At 45.9% G+C, this 15,752-nt stretch carries 16 protein-coding genes; 2 read left to right on the top strand and 14 right to left on the bottom strand.

Annotation, left to right across the window (positions count from 1 at the left end):
* Positions 1 to 32 precede the first annotated feature (32 nt).
* The 6 genes from kdpC to NST99_RS16260 all read right to left on the bottom strand — a co-directional run bounded on the left by kdpC (position 33) and on the right by NST99_RS16260 (position 4,928).
* Complete coding sequence (gene kdpC / locus NST99_RS16280; protein ID WP_341093082.1) at positions 33 to 653, bottom strand: potassium-transporting ATPase subunit KdpC; 621 nt, start codon at positions 651 to 653, stop codon at positions 33 to 35.
* Positions 654 to 691: 38 nt separating this feature from the next.
* The gene (gene kdpB, locus NST99_RS16275; RefSeq protein ID WP_341093081.1) at positions 692 to 2,725 is read right to left on the bottom strand and encodes a potassium-transporting ATPase subunit KdpB; all 2,034 of its coding nucleotides are present in this window, start codon (positions 2,723 to 2,725) and stop codon (positions 692 to 694) included.
* A gap of 19 nt (positions 2,726 to 2,744) precedes the next feature.
* Positions 2,745 to 4,421 (bottom strand): potassium-transporting ATPase subunit KdpA, encoded by a 1,677-nt coding sequence (kdpA, locus tag NST99_RS16270; protein WP_341093080.1) that lies wholly within the window; start codon positions 4,419 to 4,421, stop codon positions 2,745 to 2,747.
* Between the two features lie 72 nt (positions 4,422 to 4,493).
* Positions 4,494 to 4,571: a K(+)-transporting ATPase subunit F gene (gene kdpF, locus NST99_RS33735; protein WP_076112028.1), complete on the bottom strand. Its 78-nt coding sequence runs from the start codon at positions 4,569 to 4,571 to the stop codon at positions 4,494 to 4,496.
* On the bottom strand, positions 4,568 to 4,711 hold the full coding sequence (locus NST99_RS16265; RefSeq protein ID WP_341093079.1) for a hypothetical protein: 144 nt from the start codon (positions 4,709 to 4,711) through the stop codon (positions 4,568 to 4,570). Before NST99_RS16265 ends, kdpF begins: the two co-directional genes overlap by 4 nt.
* 91 nt (positions 4,712 to 4,802) lie before the next feature.
* Positions 4,803 to 4,928 carry a hypothetical protein gene (locus NST99_RS16260; protein WP_341093078.1) on the bottom strand — a complete coding sequence of 42 codons (126 nt, stop codon included), beginning with the start codon at positions 4,926 to 4,928 and terminating at the stop codon, positions 4,803 to 4,805.
* Between the two features lie 454 nt (positions 4,929 to 5,382).
* Between NST99_RS16260 and NST99_RS16255 the strand changes: the two genes are divergently transcribed.
* Positions 5,383 to 6,141: a hypothetical protein gene (locus tag NST99_RS16255; RefSeq protein ID WP_341097665.1), complete on the top strand. Its 759-nt coding sequence runs from the start codon at positions 5,383 to 5,385 to the stop codon at positions 6,139 to 6,141.
* 265 nt (positions 6,142 to 6,406) lie between these two features.
* Here NST99_RS16255 and NST99_RS16250 read toward each other — a convergent pair whose 3' ends face one another.
* The 7 genes from NST99_RS16250 to NST99_RS16220 all read right to left on the bottom strand — a co-directional run bounded on the left by NST99_RS16250 (position 6,407) and on the right by NST99_RS16220 (position 14,506).
* On the bottom strand, positions 6,407 to 7,027 hold the full coding sequence (locus tag NST99_RS16250) for a hypothetical protein (protein ID WP_341093077.1): 621 nt from the start codon (positions 7,025 to 7,027) through the stop codon (positions 6,407 to 6,409).
* 112 nt (positions 7,028 to 7,139) lie between these two features.
* On the bottom strand, positions 7,140 to 7,850 hold the full coding sequence (locus tag NST99_RS16245) for a response regulator (RefSeq protein ID WP_341093076.1): 711 nt from the start codon (positions 7,848 to 7,850) through the stop codon (positions 7,140 to 7,142).
* Positions 7,843 to 10,542 (bottom strand): sensor histidine kinase KdpD, encoded by a 2,700-nt coding sequence (locus NST99_RS16240; protein ID WP_341093075.1) that lies wholly within the window; start codon positions 10,540 to 10,542, stop codon positions 7,843 to 7,845. The genes NST99_RS16245 and NST99_RS16240 overlap by 8 nt, the downstream gene beginning before the upstream one ends.
* A gap of 98 nt (positions 10,543 to 10,640) precedes the next feature.
* The gene (locus NST99_RS16235; protein ID WP_341093074.1) at positions 10,641 to 11,213 is read right to left on the bottom strand and encodes a 5' nucleotidase, NT5C type; all 573 of its coding nucleotides are present in this window, start codon (positions 11,211 to 11,213) and stop codon (positions 10,641 to 10,643) included.
* Between the two features lie 184 nt (positions 11,214 to 11,397).
* Positions 11,398 to 12,381, bottom strand: a complete 984-nt coding sequence (locus NST99_RS16230) for an alpha/beta fold hydrolase (RefSeq protein ID WP_341093073.1) — start codon at positions 12,379 to 12,381, stop codon at positions 11,398 to 11,400.
* Positions 12,382 to 12,532: 151 nt separating this feature from the next.
* Positions 12,533 to 13,975 carry a hypothetical protein gene (locus NST99_RS16225; protein WP_341093072.1) on the bottom strand — a complete coding sequence of 481 codons (1,443 nt, stop codon included), beginning with the start codon at positions 13,973 to 13,975 and terminating at the stop codon, positions 12,533 to 12,535.
* Between the two features lie 21 nt (positions 13,976 to 13,996).
* Complete coding sequence (locus NST99_RS16220) at positions 13,997 to 14,506, bottom strand: sigma-70 family RNA polymerase sigma factor (RefSeq protein WP_341093071.1); 510 nt, start codon at positions 14,504 to 14,506, stop codon at positions 13,997 to 13,999.
* A 223-nt stretch (positions 14,507 to 14,729) separates the two neighbouring features.
* Here NST99_RS16220 and NST99_RS16215 point away from each other — a divergent pair, with 223 nt between their 5' ends.
* Positions 14,730 to 14,915: a hypothetical protein gene (locus NST99_RS16215; protein ID WP_341093070.1), complete on the top strand. Its 186-nt coding sequence runs from the start codon at positions 14,730 to 14,732 to the stop codon at positions 14,913 to 14,915.
* 50 nt (positions 14,916 to 14,965) lie between these two features.
* Here NST99_RS16215 and NST99_RS16210 read toward each other — a convergent pair whose 3' ends face one another.
* Positions 14,966 to 15,556: a TetR/AcrR family transcriptional regulator gene (locus NST99_RS16210; RefSeq protein ID WP_341093069.1), complete on the bottom strand. Its 591-nt coding sequence runs from the start codon at positions 15,554 to 15,556 to the stop codon at positions 14,966 to 14,968.
* Positions 15,557 to 15,752 lie beyond the last annotated feature (196 nt).

Genomic DNA, 15,752 nt, shown 5'->3' with positions numbered 1-15,752 from the left:
CCGCTGGAAGCGCAGGCAGGGGTGAGCCGGTTCTAATTCGCCGGTGTTTCCATTAAAGCGAGATTCAGCTTCAGCACATTGACACGTTCCTCACCAAACACCCCAAGATCGCGGCCTTCAGTATATTTTGCCACCAATGCTTCTAGCTTATCTGCTGAAATACCGGTCAGATTGCTGATTCTGGGGATCTGTACCGTAGCCGCAGCGGGTGATATATGCGGATCCAGGCCGGAACCGGAGTTCGTGACCAAATCTATAGGCAGCTCACTAACCGGAACGTCAGGGTTATTCGCTTTCCACTCAGCTATAGAATCGCTGGTGCGCTCAAGCAAAACCGGATTGGACGGTCCATAGTTATTCGATCCCGAGGCTTCAGCCTTGTACTCAATACTGGATACACGGCCCTGGAATAACGCCGGATTCTTAAAGTTCTGGCCAATCAGCTCAGACCCAATCACTTGGCCTTCTCCATTCTTTAGCAGGCTCCCGTTCGCCTGGGAAGGCATAAGAACCTGGGCAAGCGCGGTAGAAGCCAGCGGATAGATGATCCCGCATAATACAATGAACACTAGGCTAAGTCTTATCACACTAAATATATAAGAACCTTTAGATACAGGCTTTTGCTCTATTGCGCTTGAATTGACGATTTGCATTATTTATTCATCCTTTCTTCTAGCTAAGTGCAATGATCTTAAATCCATATGCTTACAACCAGGTCAATCAACTTAATGCCGACGAAGGGAACCAGGATCCCGCCAAGCCCATAGATGAAAATATTCCGGCTCAGCAGCTTGGTGGAGCTCATCGGCTTATACGATACGCCTCTCATCGCCAGAGGGATAAGCAATGGAATGATAATTGCATTAAAGATCAATGCCGAGATAATCGCGGAGCTTGGAGAACCTAGTCCCATTACGTTCAGCACTTCCATCTCTGGAATGGCCAGCGTAAACATGGCCGGAATAATCGCAAAATACTTGGCGATATCATTCGCGATACTGAAGGTTGTTAATGCTCCGCGTGTCATCAGCAGCTGCTTGCCGATCGCCACAACCTCAATGATCTTGGACGGGTCGGAGTCCAGATCAACCATATTGGCCGCTTCCTTCGCTGCTGTGGTTCCGCTGTTCATCGCAAGTCCCACGTCCGCCTGTGCCAATGCAGGCGCATCATTCGTGCCGTCCCCTGTCATCGCCACCAGCTTGCCTTCACTTTGTTCCTTGCGGATGACCTCGATCTTATTCTCCGGTGTACTTTCGGCAATGAATCCGTCGACTCCGGCCTCGAAGGCGATAGTAGCGGCAGTCAGCGGATTGTCCCCTGTGCACATTATCGTCTTGATGCCCATTTTGCGCAGTTCATCAAATCGTTCCTTCATCCCCGGCTTAACCGTGTCTTTCAAATAGATGAGTCCGTATATCCGGTTATCAACTGCAACAGCCAGCGGTGTTCCTCCTTTGCCGGCAATGGCATTCGTTTGCTGATCCAAATCATCTGGAATCTGCCCTCCTTGGGAGGACACCCAGCGTTTAATGGAATCTACAGCCCCTTTGCGGACCATCCGGCCGTCCTGCAGATCCATGCCGCTCATCCTCGTTTCGGCGCGGAATTCTATAAATTCGCCTCCAGCCATAAGGCTGCTGTCATAACTGTATCCTTGTTTCTTGGCCAGCTCAATGACGGAGCGTCCTTCCGGTGTCTCATCTTTCAGCGAGCTGACAGCTGCCCACCCGGCCAGATCCTCTACCGTCTCATTACCCACAGGAACAAATTCACTGGCCATGCGGTTGCCAAAGGTAATCGTGCCGGTCTTATCAAGAATCATCGTGTTAATGTCTCCGGCAGCTTCGACCGCTTTACCAGACATGGCAAGCACGTTGAACTGGGTAACCCGATCCATGCCCGCAATCCCGATTGCCGACAATAATCCCCCGATGGTAGTGGGGATCAGACAGACCAGCAGCGCAATCAAGACCGGAATTTCCAGGTTTACTTCCAGATAAGCGGCAATCGGCTGCAGGGTGACTACCACGATCAGGAAGATAATCGTCAAGCTGATCAATAGCGTGTTCAGCGCAATTTCATTCGGTGTTTTCTGCCGTTTGGCTCCTTCCACCAGTGAGATCATCCGGTCAAGGAAAGACTCGCCGGGTTCACTTGTAATCTGTACCTTGATCTGATCACTTACGACTCTCGTGCCGCCTGTCACGGAGCCAAAATCTCCGCCGGCTTCTTTAATAACGGGAGCCGATTCACCTGTTATAGCCGATTCATCCACAGATGCCAGCCCTTCAATGACCTCGCCGTCGCCGGGAATAAGTTCTCCTTGACTGACAACAACGACATCGCCTTTTCGCAGTTCGGAGGAAGCAACTATCTTAATGACGCCTCCTACCAGTCTATTCGCGGAAATATCCTGCTTGGTCTTCTTCAGTGTATCCGCCTGTGCTTTCCCGCGGCCTTCCGCCAGCGCTTCCGCAAAATTGGCAAACAATACGGTAACCAGCAGTATGAAGAAGACCGCTATATTGAAGCCTCTAGCCTCCTCTGCGTCGAAATAACCAGGGGCGAGAATCATCAGCAGAACAATAATCGTTCCAATTTCAACAACAAACATGACCGGATTCTTCATTAGCGTCATCGGATTCAGCTTGATAAAGCTGTCCTTGACTGCACTTCGTATAATAGGCCCACTCAGCAGCTTCTTTTTTTGTACAGTACTCATCTCTATTTCTCCCTCTTTCCTACCGTAGAGTCAAATGTTCAGCAATCGGCCCCAGAACCACGACCGGCAGAAATGTCAGCGCACCAATGATCAGCACCGTACCGATCAAGATGCCGGTAAACAGACCGTTGTCTGTACGGAATGTGCCGATTGTCTCCGGTACAGGCTGCTTGCGGATCAGGGAACCTGCAACGGCGAGCATTGCAATGATTGAGATATAGCGTCCTAGCAGCATTACAATACCAGTCATCACATTCCAGAATGTGCTGTTGTCCGCAAGTCCTTCGAAACCTGAACCGTTGTTGGCAGCAGAGGAAGTGTATTCATATAGTACTTGCGTCAACCCGTGGTACCCGCTATTACTAATAGCGCCTTGCCCCAGATCTGTCAGGAATGAGGCTGCTGTCGGTGCCAGAATGATCAGCGGATGAATCAGTATCGCCACCGCGATCAGCTTCATCTCCCTCGCTTCAATCTTTCGGCCGAGGAATTCCGGCGTCCTCCCCACCATCAGCCCGCACAGGAAGACCGCAAGCACGGCGTACATCAGCATATTGATAAGGCCAACGCCTTTGCCACCGAAGACGTTATTCAGCATCATTAACGCAAGCGGCGTAATACTTCCCAGCGGGGTTTGAGTATCATGCATATTGTTGACGCTACCTGTCGTCGCTGCGGTTGTTACTGCCGTAAACAAGGCGGATTGCGGTACACCGAAGCGGACTTCTTTTCCCTCCATGCTGCCTTGAGAAGTTTCAATGCCCAGGTCTGCCATTGCCGGATTACCTTTGATCTCCGCAGCATAATTGAGCGACAACAGCAATACAAACAAAGTCATCATGGCCGCAAAGATGCCCCAGCCCTGCCGTTTATTCTTAGCGAACAGTCCGTACATATAAGGCAAGGATGCGGGCAGCATCCACATGGACAGGATTTCAATCACATTGGTAAGCGGTGACGGATTCTCAAATGGATGTGAGGAATTCGCCCCGAAGAATCCTCCGCCATTCGTTCCCAGATGCTTGATGGATTCCAGTGAGGCAACCGGCCCGATCGCAATCTGTTGAGCAGCACCCTCCAGCGTAGTTACCTCCAGTGTAGGTTTCAATGTCTGCGGAACATGCAGTGCAACTAAAGCCATTGTTACAAGCAGTGCAAGCGGCAGGAACACCCGAATAATCGCCTTAGTGAAGTCTTCGAAGAAATTCCCCAGTGAATTTTTACCGGTAATCCCTCTCACAAAAGCTGCTGCTACGGAAAAACCGCTGGCTGCCGATGTGAACATCATCATGGTGATAACCGCCATCTGCGAGAAATAGGAAAGACCTGTCTCCCCACTGTAATGCTGCAGATTAGTGTTAGTCATAAAGCTGATTACCGTGTTAAACGTAAGGGTCTGCTCCAGCTCGGTAATTCCATTTGGATTTACAGGCAGTCCGCCCTGCAGGCGGAGAACCAGATAACCGAACACAACCAGCACAATGTTGGTTGAAAGAAAGCTGAGTGCATAGGTCTTCCAGGACATCCCTTCACGGTTTTTCAGGCCGCTTACCTTGTATATGCCTCGCTCGAATCCCCCAAAGATCCGATCCAACCGGTTTGGTTCATTTGAGAACACATGATATAAATAAGTTCCTACCGGTTTAACCAGTAGCAGCAGTATGGCAATGACTACGACGATTTGTATAATACCCACGAATGCCCCTCCTCCATTTAATGAGCTTCAGCTCAATGCTCTATATGTCTTGCTGTTTTTTTACCGCACTGCCTAAAATTTCTCCGGATGAATCAGGGCATAGACCAAATAGAGAAACAACAGCAGCGTTGCGATCAGGACCACTGTCATTGCTCTTTCCCCCCTTTATCGTCGATAACGTGCCCACACCACTGTGCAAATGCGTAGAACATACCGAAAAACACAGCGAGTGCCACCACCATATACATGTCCATCATATCCTTCGCACTCCTCTCCCAACATTCTCTCATCTCTGCTTTTAACTACTGATTCAGCGTAACATCTATGCCATTAGTTCAGGGTTAGGGTTTGCATGAGAGAATAAAGATTACATTAAGATTGTCAGAATTCATCATCTTCATAGTCGCCTGCCCTCTTTAAATCAATGTAGTCGTAAATCTTTTTAATGGTATAAAGCACCACGATCATGATTGCGATCAACCCGGCATTTTTCAAAAATTCATCCATCCTAAGGATCCTTTCCCGAATGTCATATTTAGCTACCGGTTAAGAATAGCACTCACGGCATTAATTCAGGGTCAGGGTTTGTATGAGCGGATAAAGATTGCATTAAGTTGGTCGTATAGACGGCGAGTTCTTCCTTTTTTGGAACGAAAAAAGCCGCCTTCCCCCAAGACGGTTAATTCCGTACTACAGTATCCAGTTAGTCTGTACATTCTTCCATGTACGAAAGTCACCTTACTTAATATATAATTTTTGTTACTAATTTACTATTTACATTAAGCCTAGTTAAAGTTATTGTATTTACAGGAATTGATTTCCATTCTGCAATTTACATTTTGGTTTCGAAGTGTTAAAGGAGGGATGATAGAACAATACCGCGTACAAATGTATGTCTTCCTTGTCGGCTCAGAATCAGATGTGAAAAATTGAAATTAGAGGAGCGAGAACTGTGAAAGCAATGAAAAAACTTTTTGCTGGATTGATGATGTTTACTCTGATTTTTGGTGTATCCTTTACCGGATCGGCATTTGCCAGCGGTAATGAGGTTAAGCTTATTGACTCAGATGTCGGCGTTATTTATAAACCTGGATATGTCGGATTCAGCGGCAATATTGAAGTTGCTAATCTGGGACCCGTGAAGAATGTGACTGTCCACTACACGACAGATAACACAAATTGGTATGATACGAGTGCATCTTATGTTGGGGCGACGGATGTAGACCATGAGAAATGGCATTTTGGCATTTCCAGAACTGATTCTTCAACAGATCATTTAGAGTTGAAGAATCTGGACTTCATTAAATTCGCAATCAAATACGAAGTGAATAACCAGACCTATTGGGATAACAACGGGGGAGCGAATTATTACAATCAAGTGAATCATAACGTACCCCTTAGATCCGTGATTTTGGGAGCCCCCAATGTGCTTAACGCCAATAGTACGTTGAGCAATGGTGAATTCAGCGGAAATATCTATGTGAAGAATCTGAATCCGGCGAAATCAGTAAAAATACTGTACACAACGGACGACTGGGCGACGACTCATGAGGCCTACGCCGTTTATACGGGCTCTTTGAATAATTTCAATAGTGTTGAAAACTGGAATTACAGTATCAATGTTCCAGGTGCTACAAATGTTAAATATTCGATTGAGTATACAACTGGCGGTCAAACGTATTGGGATAATAACTATGGCCATAATTACGAGGTATTCTAATTTATTTTAGTATCATTCAAAAGCAGGATCACAGGCGGTTTTTATCCGCTCGTGATCCTTTTCTCTGTGGGGACCAAGTATCTCCACTATTTATAACGCTGTTTGGTGGATTGAACTTATAATTCTTCTATTTTGGGATTGGTCGTGACTACAGAGAATGTTTGGACTTCCGGCCGCTGTTGCTCCTACAGTTCCAAAATCCTCACAAAGTGAATAAAAAAAATGCCCGTCAGCCGAAGCCGTTGGGCAGATAAATAATATTTTATTAGTGAAAAACTGTAAGCGATCCATCTATTGGGCTATCCATATCATTTAAAATACCAAAGTAATATGTCTTATTTTGATTGAGATTATAGAACATTGCATTTGCAGTTACGCCAACAGTCCCCTTATAGGTTGCAGCAACATTACCAGTTGTAAGTTCATAAGCAACAATTCTATATTTTCCAGTTGCCCCATGATTCACCGGGGTAGTAGTAACATTGATATATATTATTGTCTCACTATTAACAGGAAAATAATTATTCGTAAATTCATCGTCCTCTACATAAGAGAAAGAGCCTGCATAAGAGTTATTTGCCAAGTTCCAAAAGTCAGTTGGAGCATTACTTCCTCTTGCAGCAACGTTTTTCTCTGTCAGAACTTGCACAGGCTCTGCGGATAGAGGGACAGTGATATTAGGGACATCAGTAACTTGAGCAGTAGAATTAGTCTCAGTCTGTGTTGTATTCAAATCATCTACGAAATTGCTACTTGGAACAACCTGAGCAATTCTGGCAGGTGCATCCGAAGCATTTGGTGTAGAACTTGCCGCCGATACAGAAACAGAGATGGAAGTTAGCATAAATGCTGTAGCTAAAACGGTAAACACTTTTTTATTTTTCACCACTCAACCTCCTTTCTATATTATTGTAACATTACCATTTTAACACATAATTATAATAACAAAATAATAGATACACCCTATTAGTGTACTGAATTCTAAGCATTAACTCAGGTCACTTTGTATCGTCGCCAACCTGCAGCATACGGTAACCTACTCCGATATGGGTTTGAATGTACTTTGGCTGAGAAGGTTGCTTCTCTATTTTCTTTCTCAAAGTTGCCATAAATACGCGCAAGGCAGGGATGTCATAGGTATGACTGCCCCAGATTTCATGCAGGATGTAATTATGGGTCAATACTTTTCCCACATTTTTGGCCAGCAGGCAGATTAGCTTGTATTCAATGGGAGTGAGATGGATTTCTTCTTCGTCCAACAATACTATGCCTGCCGAATAATCGATTCTGAGACTTCCGTTAGTAAAAATAGATGCATCCTTCAGCAGCTTGTCACTATCGTAGCGGATACGCCGCAGGCTGACCCTGAGCCTTGCCAGCAGTTCTTCCACGCTGAAGGGTTTGGTCAGATAATCGTCTGCGCCTGCATCCAGCGCGTCGATTTTGTCCCGGTCTTCACTGCGGGCGCTGACCACAATAATCGGGATATTCGACCATGCCCGAACCTTCTTAATAATATCTACGCCATCCATATCGGGAAGTCCGAGGTCCAGTATCATAATATCCGGCTGCTTGGAGACCGCCTCCAGAATCGAGGCCTGGCCTGTTTCAGCTGTATGGTACTTATAGCCCTGCGTCTCCAGTGTTGTAGTAATCAATTTGCGGATGGGCTTGTCATCCTCGACGACAAGAATTAAAGGCTTATTCATGAACAACCACCTCCACGGCCTGCAGGGTAAAGCGGAATACTGTACCTTGCGGAACATTATCTTTCACACTTATAGTGCCTCCATGAGCAGTGACAATAGATTTACACAATGAAAGCCCGAGTCCCAGTCCGCGGCGGCCATCTCCGCGGATATTATCCGCCGTATAGAACATGTCAAACAGCTTAGCCTTCGCTTCTTCCGGAATACCGGGACCATCATCGGAAATCTCTACACTGACCATTTCTTTATCGCGTCTCGCCGAGACTGTAATATGCGACCCGGTCCCGGTATATTTAATTGCGTTGTCGACAATATTGATCAGGACCTGAATAATCAGCCGGGAATCCATTTTAGCCATAAGCAGCTCTTCATCAAGTACGGTGCTGATCATATGATCTATGCTGCTCCGATGAATATGAAGCAAAGCTTCCGCAATAACCTCCTCCAGAAGCTCTCCCTGCATATTCAGATTTAATGACCCATTATCAATCCGGGTGATGGACAGCAGGTTCTCCACCAGATTAATAAGCCACATGGAATCATCATAAATATCGGTGTACAGCCCCTTCTTCTGTTCCTCGCTCAACACCTTGGAATTCCCGATGAGGATTCCTGCATTGCCGGATATACTGGTCAGGGGGGTACGCAAATCGTGGGAGATTCCCCGCAGCAGGTTCGCCCGCAGCTGTTCCTGCTGGATTTGGATCGAGATTTCTTTTTGTTTTTCATTTAGCATTTCTTTTTCCAGCGCCAGCGCACATTCTCCCAGCATGGCAATCATCAGACTTTTCTCAAAAACCTCAAGTGGGTCTTCCTTATCCATGGCAATGGCTGCCACTGCAAATACGCAATCGCCGCCCCGCACCGCATGATACAGGCAACTGGCGGCCGAAAAGGTATCTGTGGTAGCCCCGGCCCGTTTGTTATTCTTATAGACCCAGTCCGCAACCGCTTGTTCATTTCCGCCCGAAAACTCCAAAGGGTCTACAGCTGACTCTTCCTTTAAAAAAACGAGCGGCTCAGATAAGCTGTCTTGCTGCACCGGATAAAAAATAATCGTTCTGTCCAGCAGCTTCACCATTTGCTGTGCCGTCTCATGAATGATTGCCGTGGTGTCTTTGGCCTGCTGCAGTTTACGGCTTGTCTCCAGAAGCACCTCTGTCCGGTAAGCCTTTTGCGCAGATTGCCGGGCCTGCTCTTTTACCCGCATAGTCAGAGTGCTCGTGATAAAGGAAGCCGACAGCATCACCAGGAAGGTAACCGGATAACCCGAACCATACGCCTGTAACGAAAAATAAGGTTTGGTAAAAAAGTAATTAAACACAAGCACACTGACAACCGAAGACACAGCGCTGTACAGCCGGCCTCCGGTAACCATCGCATTGAGCAGCACACCCAGAATATAGACCGTGATAATATTGGCTTCCCTGAAACCGAGATAATTAAACCACAGTCCGATTAAGGTGCAGACAACCAGAATTCCAGTCGTCTTGGCTGTATCAGCCAGCGACAGCTCGGGATAGCTCACATATTGCGGAAATCTTTTATAGAACGTAGGCTGGGTGTCCGGAATAATATAAATGTCGATGTTGGGTGCAGATGCGGTCAGCTTATCAGCCAAATTCGCTTTTGCAAACCACTTCTTTTTGTTATGGGAGCGCCCCACCACGATCTTCGAAACCCGGCTTGCTTTGGCATACTCCGCAATCTGTCCAGGAATATCTTCTCCGTAGACTGTGGCAATTTGTGCGCCAAGCTGCTCTGCGAGCCGAAAGTTTGCCCTAAGTTCCGCCTTGTTTTTTTGGGTTAGCTTTTGCGTCTTCGGTGTCTCCACGAACAATGCGGTGAATTCCCCGTGAAAAGCCTCCGCCATTCTCGCCGCCGTGCGGATTACCTTTTTATTGGTAGCCGCCGAAGAAAGGCAAACTAGGACATGGTCTTTGGCATAATATTCGTTGGTTTTTACCTGAGTACCGATGTGTGAAGCGATTCTGTTCAATTGATTTGCCGTGTACCGCAGTGCAATCTCACGCAAGGCAGTCAGTTTTTCTTTGTTATACAAATGGGCATTTGCCCTTTGTGCTTCTTCATCCGGATAGATGTTTCCCTTGTTCAGGCGGTCGATCAAATCATCGGGTTCAATATCAACCAGTTCAACCTGATCGGCACTATCGAATACACTATCAGGAATACGCTCATCTACAGAAATACCGGTTATTGAAGCAACTACATCCTGCAGGCTTTCAATATGCTGCACATTAATGGTCGTATAGACATGGATTCCAGCGCGTAGCAGCTCGCCTATATCCTGATATCTTTTCTTATGCCTTCTGCCAGCCGCATTGATATGGGCCAGATCATCCAACAGGATAAGATCAGGTCTTCTCCGGATCGCACGGTCCAGATCAAACTCCTTTGTAAGCGTTCCGTTATGGGTGACTTCCAGTAGCGGCATAAGCTCCAGACCCTTGAGCAGAATCAGTGTCTCCGGCCTGTGATGAGACTCAATATAGCCTGCAGCAACATCAATTCCGGCTTTTTGTTCCTCATGGGCGGCACTCAGCATGGCACAAGTCTTGCCGACACCTGCCGCGTAACCGAAGAATATTTTCAGTCTTCCAAGTCTTTTCTCTTCCGGCATATCAGGAATTTGTTCAAATACGGAAGCTGAGCCGGTGCGGTTTGTTGCCATTTGGCTACCCCTTTTACAATATCTTCGCTTTTAGCGCTAGTATATCATGAGCAAAATCTGCATAGTGTTACAACTTTGGCTGTGGTATTAAGATTGTATTAAGATAAAATGGGCTGACCCCCGAGGATTAGATCAACCTGCTCTTTGGCACCTTTCCAGGTGGTAAGCAGCGGAAACGCATATTGCTCCCGGGCCTTCAGGTTCCAAGGATGTGGAATGCAGAGTACTTTCCTTCCCTCCTGCAGTGCTGGCACCAAATTATGTACCCCGTCATCAATGAGCAGATCGTAGTTAATCAGCGACTTCCGCTTACAAGGAAAGAAGTTCTCGATTGGAATAAAGGGCATATGCTTCTGAAGCCAGTTCCACTTCTCTACGACAGTCTTCGGCTGTGCAGCCGTAACGATAATTACATCATAAGCGTTATGCAGCTTCTCCATTTCCCCGACGACATGTTCGTCGAACAGTTCAAGCTCCTCATACAGACCAGGTCGCCCGTAGAAAATTTCCTGAGTACAATCCGGATGACGCAGATGATCGGTATCCCAATCAAGCATATCTTCATAACGCAGCAGATGCGTAGGAAAATCATTGTTGTTATGGTATATCGCCCGCTTGACCAGATGACAAATCGTATCATCCATATCCACGGCAATAATTGGCTTTCTCATATATGTACCCCCATAGGTTGTTTCTAGTTTTTAGTATTGCTTTATTTATATTCGCTTATATTGCTGTTTTAGTCGAGAGCAACTTTATCGCAAGAAAAAATTCAAGGCAGGAAATATCAAAAGCCAAGCGCCTCTAGTAAGGGGTGCTTGACTTCTTTGTTTGGAGCGGCTCATTTGTGAACTATTAGTTCCCTGGATATGCAGTGGTTAGGAATTCATTTACTTCCTCTGCGATCTTCTTGGAATACGTCCAATGCAGATAATGATGTCCTTCCAATACGACGAGCTTGTTTGAAGCTACATTCTTCAGCTGGGTTTCGTAAAAGGTAATGTTGGATTTGCCTTCTTCATTCACTTTGTCAGGCTTGGTAGTAAAAATCATTACAGGTACGTTTGAAGGGAATGACAGGTTCTTTGTTTTTTTGATATTGTTGTTAATTTCGTTTGTTTCATTTACTACATTCTTATTATAGGCATTCCATGCAGTGAGGATCTTGGTCAGCTTTAAATTCTCTTCAGAATAAGTTCCATCAGCAGAAATAGGCAGAATACTCTTGGGATTGACATAAGATGCCAATCTTGCTAACCCGGTTGGTGCCGCCAAGCTCATATATTTTGGCATCGCGGGCGCAGACTCTTTGAAATACTCTATCGCCTGCGGCAAGGCTGGATCAACGCCTATAACTGCCTTTACCTCAGACGGATATTTATTGACATAATACATGCTATAAATTCCGGATATAGAGTGGGACATTAGAACATAAGGACCTTTTACATTAGCCTTTTGCAAAGCAGTCCGCCATTCCTCGACGATGTTTTCCACCGTTCGTTGCTTTGAAGTCTGCTCACTCCAGCCAGATCCGAAAGGCTCCAGGACGACCACTTTGTTGTTTTGAGCTAACGCATTCATCAAAGGTTCGAAATCCAAGACAGGTGCTGCCGTTCCCAGTCCGCTTAATAGAACAATGGTGTTTCCCGTCTCACCTTTGCTGTACACATGCATTTTCTTGCCGGAGACTTCCAAGAGTTGGCCCCATGCAGGGTATTTCTTTTGTTCGTATTTGGTCACAAGCATATTGGCAACCACACCGAGAATCAAGACTACTAATAATAGCAGTCCAATACTTCTAACAATTCTCCAAAATTTAAACTTCTTTTTCTCTTCCATTGGTTTCACTGCTCCCTGTAACAAGTCTTTGAATGTAAACGGATAATTGTCTCTCCCCTACTCTTCTATTGTAAAAGACATAGTTTAAAAGCCGGGTTGGTGAAAGGTTAAATTCCGTTTAAATTAAAATACCATTTACAGGAAACAGCGCCTATTTTTGCGATGAGAACTCTACAGTTTGCGTGTCCATAATCGGATTCCAATACCGCTCAATAGTTAAGGTTAGCGGTTGCGGGTATTCAGCGGCTTCCTTTCCAAAATTATAGAGGTATTGATCTACGGCCGTACTCTCCTTGTTCGAAGAACTTCTACTGATTTGGCCGTTCTCACCAGCCGTTTTGTGAGATTGACCATTAGCATCGGTAAAGGTATCCGACAGCCGCATACTAATGATACTGTTCAATGGGAATTTCTTAAACGTTTGCTGGAACAGGATCTTTCCAGCTTCCGCCCCCTCTTCAAATTCAATAATGGAAAGGTCTGTGTTCGGAGCTTCGATCATCTGCTTTTTGCTTAGATCGACTTTAATTTTCATTTGATCTTTATCAAGAGCGGCAATTCCGAAGGTCTTCAATGTGGCAGCGTCCGGCTGGCCGTCCTGGGTGTTCTTAAAGTAAAGCGTGGACTTGGAGCGGTCCGAATAGACCTCGGAATTATCTGCTGTAATTATCCCGGGGTAGTACGATTTCACCGTCTTTCCTGCGCTTTTAACAATCAGTACAGGCTCAATCAGGCTGAAGACTTGTTTATCATTATTCTTCTCAAATTCCAAATCCACATAGGTGTTCAGCGGAGTATAGAGCACCTGATTCACTTTAATGGTCTGACCATCAACAATCAGATTGCTTTCGGGATGTAGCGTTCGTGTCTGTTCCTTGAACATGTCCGGATCAAGCTCGAAAGGAATTGACAGGTTAGTCTGGAGTCCCTTGCCTGAAGTTTGGTACAGCATCACATTCCATGTCACTTCCTTAGGATAGTCAACCGTGGGTGACAGGTTATTCGTATAGATGAAATAGGAGGTTTGGCCCGCGTTGATTTGACTACTATGAGCAGTTATCTCTAAACTCGCTCCGACAGACGCTGCTTCAAAAGCTCCAAAATCCAATGAGAAATCAGCATGAGATACCGTTTGGTCCGTATTGTTGTGTACACTATACAGAATAAACAGCTTGCGTGTGTCCGCGACGGCGCCCATCACTTCGACCCGCAGGCCGTTTTTTTCCACGCTCTGGTAGACAGGCTTTATAAGATTCCGGTCTAGTATGCTTTGAAAAGACCTATCTCTCATTGAGGCTCTGCTAAACTTCGCGGAATCAGTCCATGATTTAGTGGTAGCCGTGTAGCTCGGCGGAGATTGTTCGGCAACTTCCGTTCCTGGAGCATCATTGATACTAAAAAGAAACAGTGCTGCTGCAGCGGCTGCGATTACTACACCCATTCCGTAGAAATAGCTGCGCCGCTTTTCGCGTTTTTTCCCCTGCATGATTCCTCCTCGCATTGCATTATAGAGTTTCATTTCCTCAAGGGATTCAGCCTTATGCTTTACTTCATCCACATTCTGGCGCAGAACGCGTTCTTCTTTGTCAATCATGTTCTTTCACCTCCCGTATCTCTACAGATATTCCCGCAGCTGCTTAAGTCCCTCGCGAAGCCAGGTTTTAACCGTACCCTCCGGTTTTTGCAGCACACTGGCAATTTGGGCAGTGGTCATGTCCTGGTAGTATTTTAGAATCACCACATGCCGGTATTTCGGCTTCAACCGGTCCATCGCCCGTTCCAGGTCAATCCGTTCATTGCTTTTCATTTCCTGCGCCGCTGTTTCTATCAGCGTCTCCGCCGGAAACACACGTTTTTTGCGCCGGAGTTCATCCATGCAGCAGTTGATGGTAATTCGTATCACCCAGGATGTAAAGGCTTGCTCGTCTTTGAGCTTTTTGCGCTTGATCCATGCCCGGCAAGACGCTTCCTGCACCACTTCCAGCGCGTCAGCTTCAGTTCTCAGGTAGCTGAACGCGATCGAGTACAGCTTGCGGTGCTCCACATACAGCCGTTGAAAAAAAGCTTCTTCATCCATCTGTGCAACATCCACCATTCTGACCTCTTTCATAGTATTTTCTACCATCGCCACTCCCCCTCTCTTTCTTTAGTGCTGGCATGTAGAAGAGGCCCTCTGAAAGAGTTCATGTAAGTAAGACGCCGTTCAACGGGAAAACGATTGATTTATTTTTATAAGGTGCAGCATACACGCAACAAACCGCGCTCATATGTTATACCGCAGATCAACCTTCCTTTAATGTTCTCAAAAGGGTATAATTAACTAATAATGAAGCAAGGAGCTGATTTATATGTTTGATGGCAATAGCTCTCCTCCGCCCCGTACAACAGACCATTTAGGCCATAAAGCCAACTTTGATGTAAACGAACAGAAGCTTCACTCCCGGGGCGTTCCCAGTCTGTGGGATGAAATATCCAGCTGGCTGATCATCGCCGGAATCATCGCTGTAATATATCTGCTGTTCAAAATATTTTAGCTCAATAAAATGACCGTATCCTGGCAAAATCGCCTGGGCACGGTCATTTTTCATTTATGCGTTGCATCGGGAGCAACTCCCTGAAACCCAAGCTTTACAAGTTTCTCAATATAGGCATCGTCAAGTGTTTCACCGGTTAATAATAATCTGTAGAAAATAGGCCCGTAAATGAGATCCGTACATATCCCGATATCGAGTTCTGCATGTAGCTCCCCCCGCTTGACGCCTTGCTCCAACAACTGTCTGGCCTCCAGCCTGCGCGGCTGAAAATACCGTGTGCGGTACGCCTCTGCCAGACCCTCATCGAGTTGTCCTTCACCGATAATCTCGGTAATCATTTTGCCTTCCCGGCTAATCAGGAAACGTGCCAGATTCGTGGCGTGGATAAGAATGTCCTTGTACACCGAACCTGTATCAGGCAACGGAAGCCTTTCTGTAGTCGCCGAAAGGAAGCCATCCATTACAACTGCTGCTTTATTGGGCCACCACTTATAGATCGTAGCTTTACTAACCCCGGCACGCTCTGCAATTTTCTCAACGGTTACTGCCGCAAAACCATGCTCAAGAAGCAGTTCATAAGACGATTTCAGGATCGAACTCTGAGTCTCCATGTTACGTGGACGCCCTCGTTTGGTATTCATACTATCAGTCCCTTCGCAAAATAACTTCACAATCCCACAATTATAAATACTATACGTTCATTATACTTAATTGCCAATAAAAAAGAAAATCAAAATCGTCTATTTACAAAACGATACGTTCAGTATATTATTTGATTATAAATTAATGAACTGAACGTTCAGTATATTATTTAAACCAAACTTTTAATGAACGAGG

Source organism: Paenibacillus sp. FSL L8-0470 (genome assembly GCF_038008625.1).
Lineage (GTDB): Bacteria > Bacillota > Bacilli > Paenibacillales > Paenibacillaceae > Paenibacillus_AQ.
Note: the sequence above shows the minus strand (reverse complement) of the source record. Positions and strands in the feature narration are given on the sequence as shown.